This window comes from Algoriphagus jejuensis, assembly GCF_039523455.1.
Lineage (GTDB): Bacteria > Bacteroidota > Bacteroidia > Cytophagales > Cyclobacteriaceae > Algoriphagus > Algoriphagus jejuensis.
Genome location: NZ_BAAAFI010000049.1, coordinates 104,392 through 124,193, shown reverse-complemented (window position 1 = coordinate 124,193; position 19,802 = coordinate 104,392). Strand labels below are relative to the sequence as shown.

The following is a 19,802-nucleotide window of genomic DNA, read 5'->3' as shown; positions in this document are numbered from 1 at the left end:
AAATAGCTCCTCTATAGAAGACCTCGTATCGCGAAAACGATCCATCGGGATGTACTTCATGAATCTTAAATCTCTAGCTTGTTGGTTCTCGACTCTTGGCTACACCCTCTTGATACTTCTGGCTACTCGATACTCCTTCCCCACTTCCATGCCATCCAAAAAAACACTTCCCAATCCCTCCATCTGAGGATTTGGCTACTTTAATTCAAAAATCAATCGGACACTTTCGTTCGGTTTCGGGCGGAAGGAATCCTTTGAGCTTTTGAAAAGGCCGACATATGGGCTAAATGAACTCAAGCGTATCTTAAATCGATAAGAAACGCCTAGAAAAAGACAAAATTGTGACAACCAAACCCAGGCAAGTTCTCTTTCTACTCATTACATAATGATTGCATCCTCTCCCGAACCACCGGTATCATTCGCGATGACGTCGCCATCACTCACTCTCTAAAATCAGTTTAAATCGTCGTTCATCCGAAAGACTGTCCGCTTGAGCTCGCGATACCAGCCTTTTTTAATTGGAAAAAAATTCCTTTTATTTAAAAGACAATAAACCCTGATGATCAATAGCTTAGCAAATTCCGTCTCAGCAACGGAAAAACCGAATGGAAACCAACCGAACGGAACCTCATTTTCCGACGAAAAAGAGCTATGGGCTGCATTCAAATCGGGAAGCAACTCTGCATTCATCCTTATCTACGAACGATTTTTTGATAGTCTGTACAGCTATGGATCCCGAATCAACTCCAATGAAGACTTAGTCAAGGATGCCATCCACGACGTATTTTTGGATCTAAAAAACAACTGCAAGTCGATAGGAGAAACCAATTCCATCAAATTCTATCTTTTCAAGTGTCTCAAAAGGAGGATTTTCAGGGAGGTAAAAAGATGGTCGAATAAGAAGGAAGAATTGGTGCAACAAGATAGTTTCGAGATTATATTCTCTCATGAACAAATCCTAATAGACAGGCAGACTGACAAGGAAAAGGTCCAAAAAATCAACGCTGCCTTGATTGGACTCTCGCCAAGAAAAAGGGAAGCAATCTACTATGTCTTTTTTGAGGGAATGTCCTACCAGCAGGTGTCCGAGCTAATGGAACTATCCGATCCCAAGTCCGCGAGGGATTTGGTCTACAAGGGGTTGAGATGCCTGCGGGACACGTTGGGTTTCTTTCCTTTTTTTATTGCGTCTTATTGTTAATCGACAGCTGTTTATTCTTGATTTCATAGAGATCAAATCAGCTTATTTGGATTTTTACAAAAAAAAGTTCGTTTTTTTTGGCGTTGTTTTGATTGTTCTTGCCTTTACCTAGTGTAACGAACATTTACTACTAGTCAGAATGAGTCAAATTGACGACCTCTTGGAGAATTTGGAGTTTATCAGATGGGTGAAGTACCCGGACGATGAACTAGCTACTTTTTGGAAAAGTTGGATGGAAGCTAATCCGAGCAGGATAGCCGATGTGAAATTCGCCAGAGAGATCATCCTCGGTTTGCAGTTTCCGTCCAAATCCGCCCCCGATGCGACAAAAAAGGAAGTGTTGACGAGGATTCTTCGGGAAACAGAACCTCAGCCAGAACCTGATCGACTCCGGCCAATCCATCAAACTGCTGCAAAGACCTTTTGGCGCATTTCCAGAGTTGCGGCAATATTGGTTGGTGTAGCATTGCTTTTCACCTTTCTTTTTAAACAGCGCGTGGGCGAAGTAGTGGTGCAGCCGGTCTCAAGCCCCTGGATTGTCAAAGCTACCAATGCGGGTGAGAAACTGAATTTCAGACTTCCCGACCAAACCATCGTCTGGCTGAATTCGGGCAGCAGTCTCGAATTCCCGGAAACATTTGATTCCACGGTGAGACTGGTCAAACTCAAGGGAGAGGGGTTTTTCGAAGTGGCAGAAAATGCCAATCAACCCTTTCAGGTTTTATCCGAAAATCTGATCACAACGGCGCTGGGAACATCTTTCAACATCAATATTCTACAAGACCAGGAAATTCATGTCTCACTCGTGACTGGCAAAGTAGCCGTTTCCAACCGACTGGACAGTCTGGATTTTCTCCTGGAACCGGGGCAGGAGCTCAATTACAGCGTGTCTGGCAAAGAAGGAAATGTGACGAAGTTCTCAGAAGAAAGCGTCTTAGGCTGGCGCTTCGGAAAGCTCGTTTTCACCAAATCCAGCCTAACCGAAATAAAGAAGACGCTTGAGGAATGGTACGGCGTGAAAATCCAGCTCGTCGGCAAGCCAGGTAGGGAATGGCAGTTTAATGGAAGATTTGAGAATCAAACGCTCGAGAATGTCTTAGAAAGTATGTCAAACATAGAAAACTTCACCTATAAGATCGACAACAAGGACGTCACTTTAAGTTTTAACCAATAACTACAATCCGATGAACACCGCCTACTTCAACGATCCATAAAAGAAAAAGCCAACTGATCTGATCAGCTGGCTTAAGTAGCAGTCTGTGGGTGGTAAAACTATTGGGGAATAGGAAAAACCCGTCAGACCTAGTCTAATGAAATTTTCAATAAACCAATCAAAATTATGCAATTAACCTTACAAAAGACAATATATATGTTGTCCAAGTACTTCTTGTATGGCTTTATAATACAGGTGATGGTTTTCAACTTTGTATTAGCCTCCACCGCAAACGGGCAGTATAAATCGATTGACGAAGTTGAGGTACGAATCGACAAAAAATCGATTACGGTGGATCAACTATTCAAATCGATAGAGCGGCAGACACCATTTAATTTTCTGTACGACCATAGGGACCTCAATTCCTCCGCAGTGATCCTTCTCCAAGAGCAAAAGGGATCAGTGGAAAGCTTTTTGAAGCAAGTTTCCTATCAATCCAATTTGCGGTTCAGACAGGTCAATCACGGTATCGATGTAAAAGAAAATCCGCAACTGCCCTATGTGACGATCGCAGAGCAAGGCCAGTTTGTCGATGTCGAAGGCACAATAGTAGACAGGACGGGTGCGCCTATTCCGGGGGTGACGGTTATCGTGCAGGGAACTACTCAGGGCACCGTCTCTGATGTAGATGGGAAATTCTCGATCGATGTCCAACCCGGGGGTGTTTTGGTTTTCTCGTTTATCGGATATGAACAGCTAACAATCCAAGTTGGCAATCAAACCCAGCTAAATATTACGTTGCTTGAGAGTATGTCTGCATTGGAAGAAGTGGTCGTCGTAGGGTATGGAACCACAAAAAAAAGTGACCTAACCGGCTCGGTGTCTTCTGTCAAAGCCGAGGAACTCACTGCCTTTCCGGTGGCCAATGCTGTTCAGGCACTCCAAGGACGAGCTGCGGGTGTCAGCGTTCAGGCTAACAACGGCGATCCTGGAGGAGCGCTCAAAGTCCGTATTCGTGGCGGCAACTCGATCAATGCGAGCAGTGATCCTCTGTATGTAGTCGACGGGTTTATAGGAGGCACCCTGCCCCCTCCTGAAGACATCCAATCAATCGAGGTGCTAAAAGATGCCTCGGCAACGGCAATCTACGGATCTAGGGGGGCCAATGGAGTCATCATGGTCACGACCAAGAAGGGAACGGCAGGCAAAGCCAGGGTTGAGCTAAATATGTCCTATTCCTCCCAAAATGAAATCAACCGCCTGGAACTATTGAATGCAGATCAATTTCTGGACTATACCCGTGAAGTCATCCCCGATTATGTAGATCACGGAGCAGATACCGATTGGCAGGATCAAATCTTCCGAAACGCAGGAGTTCAAAACTATCAAGTCGCCGTATCAGGCGGTTCTGAGAAAGTGAATTACTATGTATCCGGATCCTATTTTGACCAGGAAGGGGTGATCATCGGATCTGATTTTAACCGGTACGCGATCACGAGCAATTTAAATTTCAACGCTTCTGACAAGATCACTGTCGGGCTGAACTTGCTTGCAAGAAGAACGGGAAGAAACGGCGTAGTCACCCAAGATGTATCAGCGGGGGCTGGCGGGGCCGGTGTGGTCGGCTCGTCACTGAGATTTATGCCTGACCTTCCTGTAACTAATGAGGACGGCAGCTTTACACTGGCATCTATCGGAGATCCGATTGACAATCCCTACGCAGTAGCAACTCAACGGGAAGAGGAAACAATTGCTGATCTGATGCAGGGAAATCTGTTTATCAACTTCGACATTGCAAAAGCACTGACTTTCAAAACGACCCTAGGCGTGAAAACAGATAACTTCAGAACCGGGATATTCGTACCGACGACACTCTATGCAGGCCGTAACGTGAACGGTGACGCCACAATCAACTCCGGCAAATACACCGACATCATCAATGAAAACTACCTGACGTACACTTGGGAGATCGATCCAAAGAATACGCTGACTGCCTTGGGAGGATACTCGGTCCAAAAATCAACCAACAACAGCTGGTCAGCCGGATCGCAGTCATTCATCACCAACTCAGTATCTTTTTGGAATCTGGGAGGCGGTGCTGTTCCCAAGATCCCCAGCTCCGAATTTTCGGAGACGCAGATCGCTTCTGTTTTTGGAAGATTGAATTATTCCCACAACAGCAAATATCTCCTGACCTTCAATGCCCGATATGACGGTTCTTCCAATTTCAGTAAGAATAACAAATGGGCATTCTTTCCCTCGGGTGCTTTTGCATGGAACATGAAAGACGAAGGATTCATGCAAGATATGGACCTCATCTCCGATTTAAAATGGAGAGTCAGTTACGGTGTGACTGGAAATCAGGCAATCTCGCCTTACCAGACGCTTGCCAGATTTTCAACCTCCTATACGGTTATCGATGGTGTCCCTGTAAATGCCGTCCGGCCCACTTCGGTCGCAAATGACGATCTGACTTGGGAGACCACCAATCAGTTCGACCTCGGAGTTGACGTGTCTCTCTTTGAAAACAGACTGAACCTCACCGTAGATTATTACAGCAGCATCACCTCTGACTTGCTGTTTTCGGTGCCGCTCCCTTCGTATTCCGGCTATTCCAGCCAACTGCAGAATCTGGGAAAAGTCGAAAACAAAGGTTTGGAATTGACTTTGAACACCGTAAACACTTCGGGAGCACTTAAATGGAATACGGGTTTCAATATTTCTTTCAACAGAAACGAAGTGTTGGAGTTGCCGGACGGAAATGACATCCTCTACGGTTCGGGTCCTGGGCATTTGATCGGTTTGGGGCAAACCCAGATTCTGAAGGTCGGCGAACCAGTCGGTAGTTTTTATGGATGGATCTATGAAGGCGTTTACCAAGAGGGGGACGACTTCCTTCCGGGAGGTGGGTTTGAGCAAGTCGCCGGAGGAGAAAAATTCAGAGATGTTGATGGGCAGAAAGATGCGAATGGCCAACTGACCGGAAATCCCGACGGGACTCTGAACTCCGATGATCGCACGGTGATTGGAAATGGCCAGCCCAAATTCATCTGGGGTCTGAACAATGACTTTAGCTTCAAAGGATTCGACTTGAATATCTTTTTCCAGGGTTCTCAGGGGAACAAAATCCTGAGTTATACCCTTTTGGAAATTGAGACCCTGTCTGGATCAAACAACTCCACCACACGCGCCTTGGATCGATGGACTCCGACTAATACGGATACCGATGTACCAAAGCGTACACTCAGCCGGTCTCAGCGTGTTTCCACCCGCTGGATATATGACGGGAGCTATGCAAGATTGAAAAACATTTCGCTTGGATACACTTTCCCTGCTGTCATTTCGGAGAAAATTTCGGTCTCAAGACTCAAGCTTTATGTGAGCGCACAGAACATCCTGACCTTCACCGAATACAAAGGCTTTGATCCAGAGGTGAATTACAATTCCTCGGGAAGCACCAATTCCAACAGAAACCTGGGGCTGGATTACGCCAGTTATCCAAACGCCAAATCAGTGACCGTAGGAGTTAACATCAGCTTGTAATCACCCAAACATCATAATCATGAAAACGACACAAAAAATAATCTTAGCTGTTTGGTTGATGCTATCGATTTCAGCCTGTGCAGATTTGAATGAAAAGCCCATCGGAGTGTTTGCGCCGGAGACCTTTTTCAAGACACGTAAAGACGTAGAAACTGCCGTCCTGGGAGCCTATGGAGTCATTGCCTCCGAGAATCTTTTCGGAAGACAATTTATATGCGCCCTCCAATTCCGGGGCGACATGGTGGATATCGGTAACCGCGCCACGTCGGCAGAGCGGATACAGATGAATGATTTCAACATGGACTCAAACAACGGGATGGTGACTAAGTTTTGGCCACAATGGTTTCAGGCCATCAATGCAGCAAACTCTGCTGAGGCAGGAGGCATGAGTCTCGGACTTTCTGAGGCAGAAATAAATCCCCTGATCGCAGAAGCGAAGTTTATCCGCGCATTCAGCTACTATCACTTGGTCCGCAATTTTGGTGATTTGCCTTACATCGATTTCGCTGTCACTGACCCCGCAAGTTTAAAGACCACGTCAAAAACTCCAGAAGCCGAGATCTATGCCGGAATCAAAGCTGATCTCGAATTTGCAAAGAAATGGCTTCCAAATACCCAAAAGAACAACATCCGTACGCGTCCCACTGCCGGTACGGCGGCGGCTTATCTCGCTTCGGTGCATTTGACCTTGGGAGAATTTCAGGAAGCATATGCTGAGGCGAAATTTGTGATTGATAACAAGGCCTTATTTGGATATGAGCTGGAGGCAGACTATGAAGACAACTTCAAAGGATCGATTGCCAACTCGCTGAAGGAAACCATCTTCGCCTTTGACTTCCTCGGCCAGCAAAATGTTGGCGGCAACAATGACGACTCTCTGGTACCGATGGTATTGGTGCTTAATCTGACCGGAGGATATGGGGTATCCGTCCCAAGCATGAATGTATATGACAATTGGGATGCGAGAGACTATCGAAAGAAGGTTAGCTTCATCGATACCTTGATGGTAGACGGGGTGGCTCATCCCTATTCCGACTTCTCTACCAAACGTCCACACATCGGCAAGTGGGCAAGAGACTTTGGAAACGGCAATGCGATCGGACGCTATTCTGACCACAACTTTTCCGATTTCAGGTATGCTGAAGTGCTGCTGATCGCTGCTGAAGCTTTGGGAGAAATCAGTGGGTCTACAGATGAAGCGGTCGGATACCTTAACCAGATCAGAGCAAGAGCAAGAAACTGGGCTGGCACTCAAACAGACTTTCCGGCGGATGTCGCCCCTGGGATGACTGGCGGTGATTTCATTGATCTGGTGATGGAAGACAGGAGACTCGAGCTGGCATTTGAGTGGAAAAGATGGTACGATATCAAGCGAAGAGATATGGGGAAAGAGGTATTCACCGGACCAAACAGTCTGGAGCCGCATGATAATTTTGATTCTTCACGTGATTACCTGATGCCATTACCGGCCTCTGAGTTGCGAATCAATCCTAATTTGGCACCGAATAACCCCGGATATTGATTGGCCGGAGATCTGCCTTTAACTCATTTACGAATCAAGCCTGCTCCTTGAAAGAGCAGGTTTGATTTTTCCGGTGGGTTCGTCTTGTTTTTTGGTTTTCGACTCTAGGCATTTCTGGTAGTTCGTAAAAACCCCTCCCGAAATCCTTCGGGGCCCCTGCCCCTTTGGTTATGATCCCATTTCAAAATTGGCTTTGGAAATCAAGGGGAGTTCGTCCCATCTCGCTCCCTTGTCCACTTGCCACTACTTACCACTCACTCCTGACATAATGATTGCTTCGCTCCCGCGTCGCTCGCAGTGACGTCTCCTTCACTCACTCTTCAAACTCTTCACCGGATTCATTCGTGCCGCACGTAGCGCTTCTATGCCTACCGTCAGCATTGCCACGCCGATTCCCAGCACGGCGGTCAGCGCAAAGAACCACCATTGAAGCTCGATCTGATATGCGAACTCTTTCAGCCAAATCTGCACGCCGTAGTAGCTGATCGGAAAGGCTATCGTAATCGCGATCAGCACCATCTTGACAAAATCCATCGAAAGCAGGGTCACAATCCCGAACACCGAAGCTCCGATGACTTTGCGTACACCGATCTCCTTGGTCCGGGTCTCGGTATTGAACGCCGCCAAGCCAAACAGTCCGATACAGGAGATAAAAATGGACAAGGCCGCACCGGCCGTGATCATCTGTTTCCATCGGGCTTCCCGCTCGTAGCGCTTGAGGTTGTTCAGCTCCTCGAAGCTGTAGTCAAAAGGCATCAGGGGCACGTGTTTTCTGAAAACCGCCTCGATGGACTTCAGCGTCTCAGTGTGATTGCCCGGCTGCAACTTTAAAAAAAGTGTCTGCAAGCCATAGCTAGGATCTTGGGTCAAGACCAGCGGTTCAATCTTTTCCTTCAGCGAAGCAAAATGATAATCTTTGATCACGCCGACGATCGTCATCTTCTTATTCTTCCACTCAAAGTTCAGCTCTTTGCCGACGGCTTCTGTCCAACCAAGTTCCCGAAGGAAGGCCTCATTGACGAGGATCGATTCGGTTGGATCAGAAGCAAATTCCTGGGAGAAATTTCGCCCCTCCACCAAAGGAATCTCCAGCGTTGATAGAAACTTGTCGTCCACACCAATGTATCCGAAACTAACCGACCGCTCGTCTACTTTGGCACCGGTGCCGTTGTAGTTGCCGTTATAAGCAGACACAGCAGCTACCCCTGGCAGGGCCTCAAACTCCTCCTTGATAATGTTTAGGTCTGTTTTCACTCCCCGGAAGCCGTTAAGCTTGACCAGGTTTTCATCGCTATAACCCAGATCGATTGTGGTGAGGTAGTTGAATTGGGAGAAGATCACAATCGTCCCGACGACCAGACAGATAGACAGCGTAAATTGAAATACAACCAAGCCCCTTGTGAGGTAGTTTTGCTGCAAGAGTTTGCCACGCTGGTAGAGACTGCTCGAAGGGCTGAAACCCGACAGCACCAACGCCGGATAAAACCCCGCAATCAATCCGGTGAGCACAAACAAGGCTACAAACAGAAATATAGTCTGCCCGTCTAGGAGATAGGAAATCGCCAGTTGTTTGATGACCAAATCACTGAAGGTCGGCAAAACCAATCGAGTGAGTAGGAATGCCAAGACGAAAGCAAGAAAGGTCAAAAGAAATGACTCAGTCAGAAACTGAAAAATCAGCTGTTTTCGCTTGCCGCCGACTACTTTTCGGATGCCGACTTCCTTCGCACGCTTGAGCGATCTCGCCACCGCAAGATTGATGAAATTGATACAGGCAATCGCCAGGATAAAGAAGCCGATGGCGGCCAGGATGTAAGAATACACCGGATTACTACTGTGCGCCAGACCATTCCGATCACCGGAAATGTCCGCATCGAGATGAATATCCCAAAAGGGCTGAAGACTAAAGCTGACCTTCTGCCCATCACCGGGCGAGTCTCCCTCTTTGATATGAGCGGCAAAAACCCGATCCATCTTATCCCCCACCGCCTGATAATTTGCCCGGGGATCGAGCAGGATAAAGGTGTTCATGTAGAAGCCCATCCAAGCCGAATCAGTCCAGCCCTTTTCCTCCTGAAAAAGAAAGGATATCATGCTGTCAAACTGAATCGAAGAGTTTTGCGGGATCGACTTCACCACACCTGAAACGGTAAATGCCTCGAAATCCTCTCCCAACTTAATCTCGATGACTTTGCCGACGACGTCGGTTATGCCAAAGTAGGACTTGGCCATATCCTCAGTCAGGACGATCGACCCAATATCGGACAGCACGGTCTCCGCGTCTCCACTGAGCAGGGGAAAACTGAAGATTTTGAAAAAATCCGGGTCTGCAAACAGTACTTGGGAACTGAGAAGTTCATCTCCTTTTCTGAAAACGGTATTTTGGGATTGGGTGCGGATCGACTCTTTGATCTCCGGAATCTCTATCTTGAAGGTCGGCCCATGAATGGCGTTGGTACTGGCCATCTTCATCGTGTCCTGCTCCGATGTCACTGTGACCTTGATCCGATAAAGATCCGCGCCCTGCTTCTGAAAGCGGTCAAAGCTGGCTTCGTCTGTGATATAGAGCAGTATCAACATGCAGCAGGTCAGCCCCAAGGCAAGACCGCCGATGTTGATCAGAGAAAAGACTTTGCTTCTAAGCAGGTTTCTCCAGGCGATTTTAAGGTAGTTTGTCCACATGGTGTTGAGATTGAAAGATGGGAAGTTTGGGTTGTAAAGTGGCAAGGTGGTAAAGGTGGGAAGACTGTCCCCTAAGCGTCCCCCTTTGGAAGACAGATACTTAAAGGGTCCTCGAATCCGCACGGATTGACACGAGTTAACGACGTCGGAATCACTTGCTCCACCTCCCCACTATCCAAGGCCTTGTAAATTATAAACCGTAAATGCAATGTTTTGATACTTGGTACTTCGTACATCGTTCTTTGTACTCCCTTCACTCGCTTCTCAGACTATCCACCGGATCGGCCTGAATGCTTTTATAGGATTGAAAGAAAATGGTCAAGATTGCTAGGCCAAAACAAGCCAAGGCAGACGCAGCTAAAACCCAGATCTCGATCCCGGATCTAAAGGCGAAATCCTGCAGCCACTGATCCATAAAATACCAAGCCAGCGGAACCGCAATGACCGTCGAAATCGCCAACAGCTTCAAATAAGAGACAGAAAGCATCACAAATATCTCTGCCACTGTCGCCCCAAAAACCTTCCGGATTCCGATCTCTTTGGTACGCAGATGGGTCGTATAGGACGTCAATCCAAACAAGCCCAGACAGGCAATCAGGATCGAGATGACCGTCAGCACTTTCAGCAGGTCGGCCATCTTCATCTCAGACTCATAAACCCGCCCAAAATCCTCATCCAAGAAGGTATAATTCATCGGTACGCGGGGTTCATAGGCTTTCCAAGCCTTGTTCAACTCTGCGATTCCTTCCTCCATTGCCCCGGCTTGCACCTTCACGGTGATGTAGTCCCGAAGGAAATAATCGTGTATGTACTCGATCACCAGCGGTTTGATCTCATTCCGGAAAGATTCAAAATTGAAATCCTTGACTAAGCCTACCACTTCCAGGGTTTTCTCGTCGTTGGCACCTTTGTTCTTCACGATCAGTTTCCCGATGGCATTGTCCAAGATCCCCAACTGACGCGCGGCTTGTTCGTTGATGATGGCTTTGGCGCTGTCCGCACCGGCGGTGGGCGCGAAGTTGCGACCTTCCAGCAGCTCCATGCGATAGGTGTCCAAGTAGTCGGCATCGGCTTCATACCAGTTCATGCCCTCGTCCCTACTTTCGGTCGGCAGCCTGAAAGACCGCATCTGAAACTCGTTTGCCAGCGGAATCCCGGTCGAAAAACTAATGTCTTCCACCTGCGTGCTTGCCGCCAACCGGGACTTAAAGTCTTCCCGTTGAGGATTTTGGATCTCCCCGTCATTGTGAATGATGACCAACTAATCCCGGTCAAAACCCGGGTTGGTGTTTTGGATATAGCTCATCTGCCGCTGCACCAAGAGCGCGCAGATGATCAGAGTCAATGACGTAGCAAACTGGAATACCACCAGAGCGTTTCGGAACCGGTGGGAATTTTTGCCGAGACCTAGCTGCTTTTTCATCACCGAGATCGGCTGAAATGAGGAAAGATAGAATGCCGGGTAAAAGCCTGAAATCAACGTCAAGACCACAATCAAAGCCGGAACCATTCCCCAAATCATCGGATTTTGCTTCAGATTGAAGTCGATGGATTTTCCGGAAATCTGATTGAATATCGGGTTGCAAAGCTCCGTCACCACAACGGATAGCAAGACGCTCACCATGACCAACAGAAAAGCTTCTGTCAGAAATTGCGCGACGAGCTGCGACTTGTCCGAACCCAGCACCTTCCTCACGCCGACCTCCATCGACCTTAGTCCGGCCTTGGCGGTTGCCAGATTCATAAAATTGATGCAAGCCAGCAGCAACACAAAGACGGCAACCAGCGAAAAAATATAAACATAGCTTTCGTAGCTATTGGGCTTCATCTCCCGGAGGTAGTGCGACTGCAAGTGAATACCCTGCACGGGCATCAGTTTAAGGTTGTAGTCCGAATTCTCAGCTCCGTCATCAAGAGAGGGAAGCGCAAACTTGGCTACCATCTGACCCAGCTTGCTCTCGACTGCCTGCCGTTTTTCTGAAGGAAATCTAGCATAGGTGTACAGGATCGACCAACTCCAATTTTCCATCTGGAAGATCTCCCGATGCATGTCTGGATCGTAAATCAACATTTCAAAATCCAAGTGAGACTGGGAGGGAATGTCTTCAATAACTGCTGTAACCTGACCCGCAGTGGGTTCGTTGCTGCCGATAAGCAGCGTCTTTCCGATCACATCCTCAGGCCTCAGATTCCCAAAATATTTCTTGGCAATGGATGCGGTGATCACGATTTGATCCCGATTTGTCAGTGCTTTTTCTTTGCTGCCCGCAGCTATAGGCAGATCAAATACTTCGAAAAACCCAGGCTCGGCATAGAACACTTTGCTCTCCCGGAATATCTGATTTTGATTGACTCCCTCACCCGGTTGAATGGTGAAGTCATTCCATTTTAGCAATCGGGTAACTGCCTCGACTTCCGGTATATCCGACTGAATTCTGATTCCCAGGGGCGGTGGCGCGGTGGCATATCCAGATGCCGTGTAGTCCCCCCAATGCGAAGTCACCCGAAAAACATCTCCAGACTCGGGAAAAAACCGATCATAGCTCAGCTCATCTTGGATAAACAAGCTGATCATGAAGAATCCACTGATGCCCAATGTCAGCCCAAACACATTCAAAAAGGTATAGAGGCGATTTTTCATCAGCGTTCTCCAGGCGATTTTTAGGTAGTTTTTGAGCATGGTTTCTGGGATTTAAAAATTAGGTTGAAGTCAATTCGAACGCTTGGAGAAATCTCGCACGTGAAGCGGCAAGTTCAGTGAGACTTCGCCTATCGTCGAAGTGACTGGACAAGCAATACTTTATAATTCTTTCATAAAGATTGCTTCGTTCTCCCAAAATATCAGGATCACCCGCATTGACGTAATCTCTTGGTTCTTGGCCCACTGGTCTTATGACTTATGTTTAGCGGCTTGATACTTGATACTGTCGTCGAGCGTCCTACCCTTGCCCTTTACCCTTGTTCCATTTCTGTGCCTTTGTGCGAACCCCAAATAAGCGGAGTATTCCACGTTTTCGGAAAGATGAATCAAAACTAAGCGAACAAACTTGTGCGAATTCGGTCAATTTTCAGGAACGTCATCACGCAAGTCATCGAGAATGACAGCAACAAAGACCCCTCGAAACCAAAAAAACTGCCAGAGGTTGAGGGTGCCTTTTCGGAAATACCACCAATCCGCCCTGAGTTCCAAAGACGAGAGCCGTAATGGATCATTTTTAACCCCGTCTATCAAGTTTCTGATAATTTTTACGCTATTTACTCCCTAATTCAACCCTTGAATTCCAAAAAACAAAATCCACCCACCAAACAAACCCATTAGATGAAAGAGATTATTGATACGATATATGGCATAATATGGAGTGACGCATTGATCTATTTGTGCCTCGGTGTCGGCATCTATTTTTCTTTTGCGCTGAAATTCAATCAAGTCACCTATATCAGAGAGATGGTTGGCCTGCTTTTCGGAGGAAAGTCTTCCGCAAAAGGGGTTTCTTCTTTCCAGGCTTTTGCTATTGCTATCTCGGGTAGAGTGGGTACGGGAAATATCGCCGGCGTAGCTACTGCCATCGCCATGGGCGGCCCGGGTGCTATCTTTTGGATGTGGGCCATTGCATTTCTGGGAGCTTCCTCCGCCTTCATCGAATCCACCCTCGGACAGATCTACAAGGAAGTCAGCGACGGGCAATACCGCGGTGGACCGGCATACTACATCGAACGCGGCCTCGGGATGAAGTGGTACGCAGTACTCTTTGCCTTGGCCACGATCATCAGTACGGTGTTTTTCCTTCCGGGAGTGCAGAGCAACAGCATCGCGCTGAGTGCATTCAAAGCCTTTGAAATCCCCGTCGGTTACACAGGCATTATCGTCACACTCTTCCTCGGCCTTATTATCCTGGGCGGGGTAAAACGAATCAGTAAAGTCGCTGAAGTGGTCGTGCCATTCATGGCGATCGCATACATAGCGATGGCCGTGATTATCATCCTGATGAACATCACCGAAGTGCCAGCGGTGTTTGCCTTGATCGTTAAATCAGCCTTCAATCTGGAAGCTGCTTTTAGCGGCGTGTTTGGCATGGCCATCGCCTGGGGAGTAAAACGTGGAATCTATTCCAATGAAGCCGGTCAAGGTACTGCTCCACATGCGGCGGCCGCGGCGGAAGTCACTCACCCGGCAGCCCAAGGTTTGGTTCAGGCATTCTCAGTTTATGTGGACACTTGGTTTGTCTGCACCTCTACTGCGCTGATGATTATTTTCACCGGTCAGTACAATGTGGTAAATCCGGAAGGTGGGTTTATCATTGAAAACCTTCCGGGTGTTGAATTTGGACCCGAATTCACCCAGCGTGCGATTGCAACCCACTTCCCTTTGATCGGCGAAGGCTTCGTAGCTATTGCCTTGCTGTTTTTCGCCTTTACCACGATCATGGCCTATTACTTTATTGCGGAGACCAACCTTAGCTATCTAACTCGGAATAAATCCTCCAAATGGGCGGTAAAAGTACTGCAAGTGGCGATTTTAGGTGCAACCTACTATGGATCGATCAAGACAGCCGAGACTGCCTGGCTCCTTGGGGATATCGGGGTGGGCATGATGGCTTGGTTAAACATGATCGCGATTATCCTGCTCAGGAAACCTGCTTTCAAGGCCTGGGAAGATTTCAAAAAACAAAGGAAGGAAGGAAAAACTCCTGTTTTCGTCGCGAAAGACGTGGGCATCGAAAATACCGATCTTTGGAAGTAACTGGCAGTCAAACTCCTTTCTGAAAGCTTGACCAAAAAATCGATTTTCTGAAAAATTCGCTTGGTTTCAACGCCGGAGTTTTACTTTATTTGCAAATCGATTATACGATGCGGATGTGGCGAAATTGGTAGACGCACTGCTTTCAGGTGGCAGCGCCCTTGGGTGTGAAGGTTCGAATCCTTTCATCCGCACAATCGTTAAAAAGCAGGCCTTAATGGTCTGCTTTTCTTTTTTAAAGCCGTTTTAATCTATTAAAACTGGGATTGGAGAAAGAACCCAAAAACTTCAATCCTTTTTTCTGAAAAACTTTCTCCTCAATATTTTCCAAAAATTCTCCGACTCTTCAGTGACTGGAACATCGTCACCCAGCAGATAGGCAAAGGGCTTCAGGTCGGCATTTCGTTCGAGCGTGATCTTCAAAATCCCGGCAAGCGGAATAAAGAGCACCATCCCGGAGATTCCCCAGAGCCAGCCCCCCAGCAGAATCGCAATAATCACGGCAAGGGCATTTACTTTGACCTTTGAGCCGACCACCAGAGGTGTGATGATGTTGTTTTCAAAAAGCTGAATGCCCCAAAGCACCGCAATAGTCAAGATAGGGAAGAACACAGAATCGGTGGTCAGGAATACATACAGCACTACAAAAAACGAAGACACAAACACGCCCACATACGGAATGAGGTTCATTAAAGCGATAAATGAGGCAAACAGAATAAAATATTTGATGCCCAGCAGATAGAAGAAAATCCCTGCCAAAACAGCTACAATTCCCGTGACTCTTACCATCCCGATTAGATAGGACTGGATGACACTTCCTGATTCCTCGGCCCAAATGATGACAGATTCTTTGTTTTTGGAAGAATAGCGAACCAAAAATTCAATGAAAAAATCTTTGTAGTACAACAGTAAAAAGCTAAACAGGGGAACAATCCCGATCAAGGTCAGCGACTTACCGGTAGCCAGCAGCGTCTCATTGAAGTTGCCACTCGGCAGCGAAGGCAGCAAGTCCGACTTGTTGTCCGGATCGATCAAGTCCTGCCCAAACAGTCGACTGAGCTCCTCCATGTAGTTGCTTAGCTTTACTTCCAGGTTTTCACCGATAGCAGGCACTTCTTTGATCAGCCCAACCATTTGGTTGATCAGCAGGTATAAAATCCCCATTGCGACCACCCCTATTAACAGGATGCTGAGGAAAATGGCAACCCCTCTCGGCAGGCGTTTTCTCTCAAACCAGGAAGAAATCGGGTATAAAGCGAAAGCAAAAAATATCCCCCAAACCAGCGGTACCAGGATAAACGCGCCTTCTTTAAGAACAAAAGCTCCCAATACCAAAACGATCAGAGAATAGGCTGCTTGCTGCAGGCGGTTCATAGTTCCTTAGGTCCAATTTATAATCTGAAAATAACCCAATCTGCTCGGTTTTCGGTCACCCTTTTCGAAGTCAGAAATGAATCCTCCACAACTTTCCTTATTTTCCAATCTCAAAACCCAAAACCAATCCGACGATGTTTCGCTGCTTTTTCCTCTTTGCTTTTCTTCCGATAGTAGCGTTTGGCCAAGCCAAAACGGACACCATTCAGGTTTTCAGCCCGGCGATGGGTAAAAACCTCAAAGCCGCTGTCACCACTCCCTCTTCCTACGCCGCCGAAAGCACACGATATCCTGTCCTCTATTTGCTTCATGGTGGTAGTGGATCCTTTAGCGACTGGCATCGAAAAGTCACTGAACCCGGCTTGGTCGGTCGTTTGGCCGAGGAATACGACATGATCATCGTCACCCCAAGCGTAGGTCCATCGAGCTACTACTATGACAGTCAGATGTTGGATTCGGTGCGATACGAAACCTATATAATAAACGAACTGATTCCTCACATTGATAAGAGCTTTCGGACTCTCGCCCAAAAAGAATCCAGAGCTATCACAGGTCTGTCGATGGGCGGCCACGGAGCAATTACACTTTCTGCGAAACATCCGGAACTTTTCATCGCAGCGGGTAGCATGAGCGGCGTCATGAATATCGACACCCGCTTGTGGAAGGTGAATGATGACTTCAGAAAACTCCGACAAGATGGACAAAAAGCAATGTTGGGGGCGGACTTGACCTATGACGCTCCGACGTTTAGCACATTTACAGCGGTGGGTTTGGTAAGCAAAATAAAAGCCAATGGACTGGCATTGATCATCGACTGTGGCGTCGACGATTTCCTCATCGAAACCAACCGCCAAATGCACCGATTGCTCCTGGAGAGCGAAACACCCCACGATTACATCGAGCGCCCGGGCGCGCACACTTGGACGTATTGGACCGAAGCGCTCCCATTCCATCTGCTATTCATCGATAAATACCTGAAACGCGATTAATTAAGGACATCGAGCCCTTCGTTTAGGTAATTTAGCTTCAATTATTCAGCTAATTTTTGCTTTTTGCGGTAGCAACATCACCCCGATATGTCCAAATTTGATTCGATAAGACCTTTTTACGATTCCGAAGCGAATGCCGCGATCAGAAAGATAATCGACGATCCGATGCTGGATGCCATGATGAATTTTACCTTTCCAGACGACAACCCTTCGCATTGGAAAGACCTCATGCGGCACACCCATTCACTCAGAGATTTTCAGATCAACTTCATCTACCCAGGCCTGATGAAAGTCCTCGAGAAAAGCTCCGATGGACTGACTACGGGAGGCTTTGAAGTTTTGGAGCCTAATTCGGCTTACCTCTTCATCTCCAATCACCGGGACATCATCCTGGACACCTCGCTTCTCAACGCTTGTTTGTATGAAAAAGGCCTGATCATGACCACCTCGGCGATCGGTGACAACCTCATCAAAAAGCCGTTCCTTCATACACTCTCCCGAATCAACAGAAACTTCGCCATCCGCAGAGGACTATCGGGACGAGCGCTGTTCGAAAGCTCCTTGATCGCTTCAGAGTTTATCGCAAAATCACTGCTGAGAGAGAACCGCTCCGTCTGGACTGCACAACGGGAAGGCAGGACCAAAGACGGCAATGACGCCACACACAAGGGTGTACTTAAGATGCTGACCTTGACGGAAGAAGGGGAAAACCCTTTCGGGTTTTTTGAAAAAATCAACGTAGTGCCGATCTCAATCTCTTACGAATACGATCCTACCGACAATCTGAAAATGCCGGAGTTGTTGGCAAAATCGCGAGATGAAAAGTACGTCAAGAGTGAGAATGAGGACTTTATCAATTTGCTACGGGGAATCATGGGCACCAAAAAACGGATCCACATCCAAGTCAATGGAGTCCTAAATCAGGAGATCAAGGAAATCTCACAGACCGAAACATCACAACCGGAAAAATTCGCCCAGCTCGCTGCCCTGATCGATCTCAGAATCTGGAGCGGCTACAAGCTTTGGCCAAGCAACTATATTGCCCATGACCTGCTGAGTGGGGATTCGAGATTTGCACAGTTCTATACTGCAGCGCAAAAGCAGGACTTCGAAAAGAGACTTTACGGAAAAGTAGACACCAGCAATCCCTTTCTGGTCAATAGCTTCTTGGCCATGTATGCCAACCCGGTAAACAACAGTCTCAAAGCCGATTCAAAATAAGCGCCCTTTGGAACGGTCAGGACAATGGAAGGTTCAGCTCAATCTCCACTCCCTGACCCGGCTGAGAATTGATCAGCAGATGACCATGTAGATTAGCCACCAATTGCTGAACCAGACGCAAGCCAAATCCAAATCCCTTTTCTCCGGATGTTCCTGCGGAAGAGCTTCCTTTATTTCCAAGTATCTGCGTGATCTTCTCGGCAGCCATTCCGACTCCGTTGTCCTTTACACGGAATCTGAGTGTCCGCTGTCTTTCAGAAATCACCAAATCCAACCGCACAGTGACTCGGCCTCCATCGGGGGTGAACTTGATCGAATTGGAAATCAAATTTCCCATGATCTGTAGGATGCTGGCTTTGGGAAATGCCGCCTCGGCATCCTGTTCACCGACCTCGAAGGTCAGTTCCACATTCTTAATGATTGCCTGAGGACCAAACAAGTCCAACAGCTTTGCCTTCAACGTCACCAGGGTAAATTCATGCGATGTGGGCTGTTCGGGCTCGGTACTTTGTGACAATATTTCATCCACTAGATCAAGTACCGACTTTCCACTTTTTTGGATCAGGTCGATGTAGTTCAGAATCTCCTCTAAGCTATTTTCATTTCCCTGCAGTTGGATGATCTCGGCCAGTCCGACTATCCCCCAGATCGGCCCACGGATGTCATGAACCACATTGTTTTTGATCGAGGTACATTCCTGAACTTTCCTCCCCAGCGTGTTAAGCTCATATCCAATCTTGATCCTACTGACGATTTCACCCGCGATGATCTCCAGCATTTCCTTTTTTTCTTTACTTAATCTTGTGTAGTCGTCATGGAGGACACAAAGCGACCCAATGGATAGGTCATCTTTGATCTTAAGCGGAAGTCCAAAATAGTACTTGAGAAAAGGAGCTTCTGTTACATAGCTCAGCTTCTTGAATCGATCGTCCAACGACAGATCGGCTACTTCCATTCCTTCTGCATTTCCCTCTAAAATGGTGTATTGGCAGATTGAATTTTCTCTCGGCGTATTCTTGATATCAACACCATAGGGAGCAATGCTCCATTGGGTATAGGTATCAATCAAATTGATCATAGAGATGGAAGTGCCGGCTATCTTCGCTGCAAGCCGGGTCAAATCCGCAAATGACTTATCCAAGTCAGAATAATCCAACTCCAGCTCATTTAGCGCCAACAGACGCTGCATTTCATTGGCTGGGATCGGTGACATCATGTCTATTGCTTGCTTTTGAGAAATTCCTTCTTTGTCCATCTTAGCTATTATATGCTGACTTATACGTCAAATGAGCTATAGGTTCCCCATTCAACGGAAACCTTGTAGAGAATATATTTACCATCCTGAAATATGTATATTAATCACCTCCTTCAAAATCGCC

The 19,802-nt window shown here is 47.3% G+C and carries 12 protein-coding genes and 1 tRNA gene; 8 read left to right on the top strand and 5 right to left on the bottom strand.

Annotated elements, in window-relative coordinates; genetic code table 11:
* Positions 1-559 precede the first annotated feature (559 nt).
* The 4 genes from ABD031_RS21570 to ABD031_RS21555 all read left to right on the top strand — a co-directional run bounded on the left by ABD031_RS21570 (position 560) and on the right by ABD031_RS21555 (position 7,419).
* Positions 560-1,201 (top strand): RNA polymerase sigma factor, encoded by a 642-nt coding sequence (locus tag ABD031_RS21570; protein WP_343855047.1) that lies wholly within the window; start codon positions 560-562, stop codon positions 1,199-1,201.
* Positions 1,202-1,340: 139 nt separating this feature from the next.
* On the top strand, positions 1,341-2,375 hold the full coding sequence (locus ABD031_RS21565) for a FecR domain-containing protein (protein ID WP_343855046.1): 1,035 nt from the start codon (positions 1,341-1,343) through the stop codon (positions 2,373-2,375).
* Between the two features lie 165 nt (positions 2,376-2,540).
* Positions 2,541-5,897, top strand: a complete 3,357-nt coding sequence (locus ABD031_RS21560; RefSeq protein ID WP_343855045.1) for a SusC/RagA family TonB-linked outer membrane protein — start codon at positions 2,541-2,543, stop codon at positions 5,895-5,897.
* A 19-nt stretch (positions 5,898-5,916) separates the two neighbouring features.
* Positions 5,917-7,419 carry a RagB/SusD family nutrient uptake outer membrane protein gene (locus ABD031_RS21555; RefSeq protein WP_343855042.1) on the top strand — a complete coding sequence of 501 codons (1,503 nt, stop codon included), beginning with the start codon at positions 5,917-5,919 and terminating at the stop codon, positions 7,417-7,419.
* A 309-nt stretch (positions 7,420-7,728) separates the two neighbouring features.
* Here the strand turns inward: ABD031_RS21555 and ABD031_RS21550 are convergent, their stop codons facing one another.
* The 3 genes from ABD031_RS21550 to ABD031_RS21540 all read right to left on the bottom strand — a co-directional run bounded on the left by ABD031_RS21550 (position 7,729) and on the right by ABD031_RS21540 (position 12,781).
* Positions 7,729-10,224: an ABC transporter permease gene (locus tag ABD031_RS21550; protein WP_343855040.1), complete on the bottom strand. Its 2,496-nt coding sequence runs from the start codon at positions 10,222-10,224 to the stop codon at positions 7,729-7,731.
* Positions 10,225-10,354: 130 nt separating this feature from the next.
* Positions 10,355-11,362, bottom strand: a complete 1,008-nt coding sequence (locus tag ABD031_RS21545) for an ABC transporter permease (protein WP_343855038.1) — start codon at positions 11,360-11,362, stop codon at positions 10,355-10,357.
* Positions 11,363-12,781: an ABC transporter permease gene (locus tag ABD031_RS21540; protein WP_343855035.1), complete on the bottom strand. Its 1,419-nt coding sequence runs from the start codon at positions 12,779-12,781 to the stop codon at positions 11,363-11,365. It abuts the gene before it with no gap.
* Positions 12,782-13,420: 639 nt separating this feature from the next.
* Between ABD031_RS21540 and ABD031_RS21535 the strand changes: the two genes are divergently transcribed.
* Together ABD031_RS21535 and ABD031_RS21530 are read left to right on the top strand one after the other, a co-directional pair.
* Positions 13,421-14,842 carry an alanine/glycine:cation symporter family protein gene (locus ABD031_RS21535; RefSeq protein ID WP_343855032.1) on the top strand — a complete coding sequence of 474 codons (1,422 nt, stop codon included), beginning with the start codon at positions 13,421-13,423 and terminating at the stop codon, positions 14,840-14,842.
* A 109-nt stretch (positions 14,843-14,951) separates the two neighbouring features.
* A tRNA-Leu gene (locus ABD031_RS21530) sits at positions 14,952-15,033 on the top strand.
* 94 nt (positions 15,034-15,127) lie between these two features.
* Here ABD031_RS21530 and ABD031_RS21525 read toward each other — a convergent pair.
* A complete protein-coding gene (locus ABD031_RS21525) occupies positions 15,128-16,213 on the bottom strand; it encodes an AI-2E family transporter (RefSeq protein ID WP_343855029.1) in 1,086 nt (361 codons plus the stop codon).
* A gap of 134 nt (positions 16,214-16,347) precedes the next feature.
* On the opposite strand from ABD031_RS21525, the gene ABD031_RS21520 reads away from it, so the two are divergent.
* Together ABD031_RS21520 and ABD031_RS21515 are read left to right on the top strand one after the other, a co-directional pair.
* Positions 16,348-17,202: an alpha/beta hydrolase gene (locus ABD031_RS21520; protein ID WP_343855026.1), complete on the top strand. Its 855-nt coding sequence runs from the start codon at positions 16,348-16,350 to the stop codon at positions 17,200-17,202.
* 87 nt (positions 17,203-17,289) lie between these two features.
* A complete protein-coding gene (locus ABD031_RS21515) occupies positions 17,290-18,423 on the top strand; it encodes a 1-acyl-sn-glycerol-3-phosphate acyltransferase (RefSeq protein ID WP_343855023.1) in 1,134 nt (377 codons plus the stop codon).
* Between the two features lie 16 nt (positions 18,424-18,439).
* Here ABD031_RS21515 and ABD031_RS21510 read toward each other — a convergent pair whose 3' ends face one another.
* On the bottom strand, positions 18,440-19,678 hold the full coding sequence (locus ABD031_RS21510; protein WP_343855022.1) for a GAF domain-containing sensor histidine kinase: 1,239 nt from the start codon (positions 19,676-19,678) through the stop codon (positions 18,440-18,442).
* Positions 19,679-19,802 lie beyond the last annotated feature (124 nt).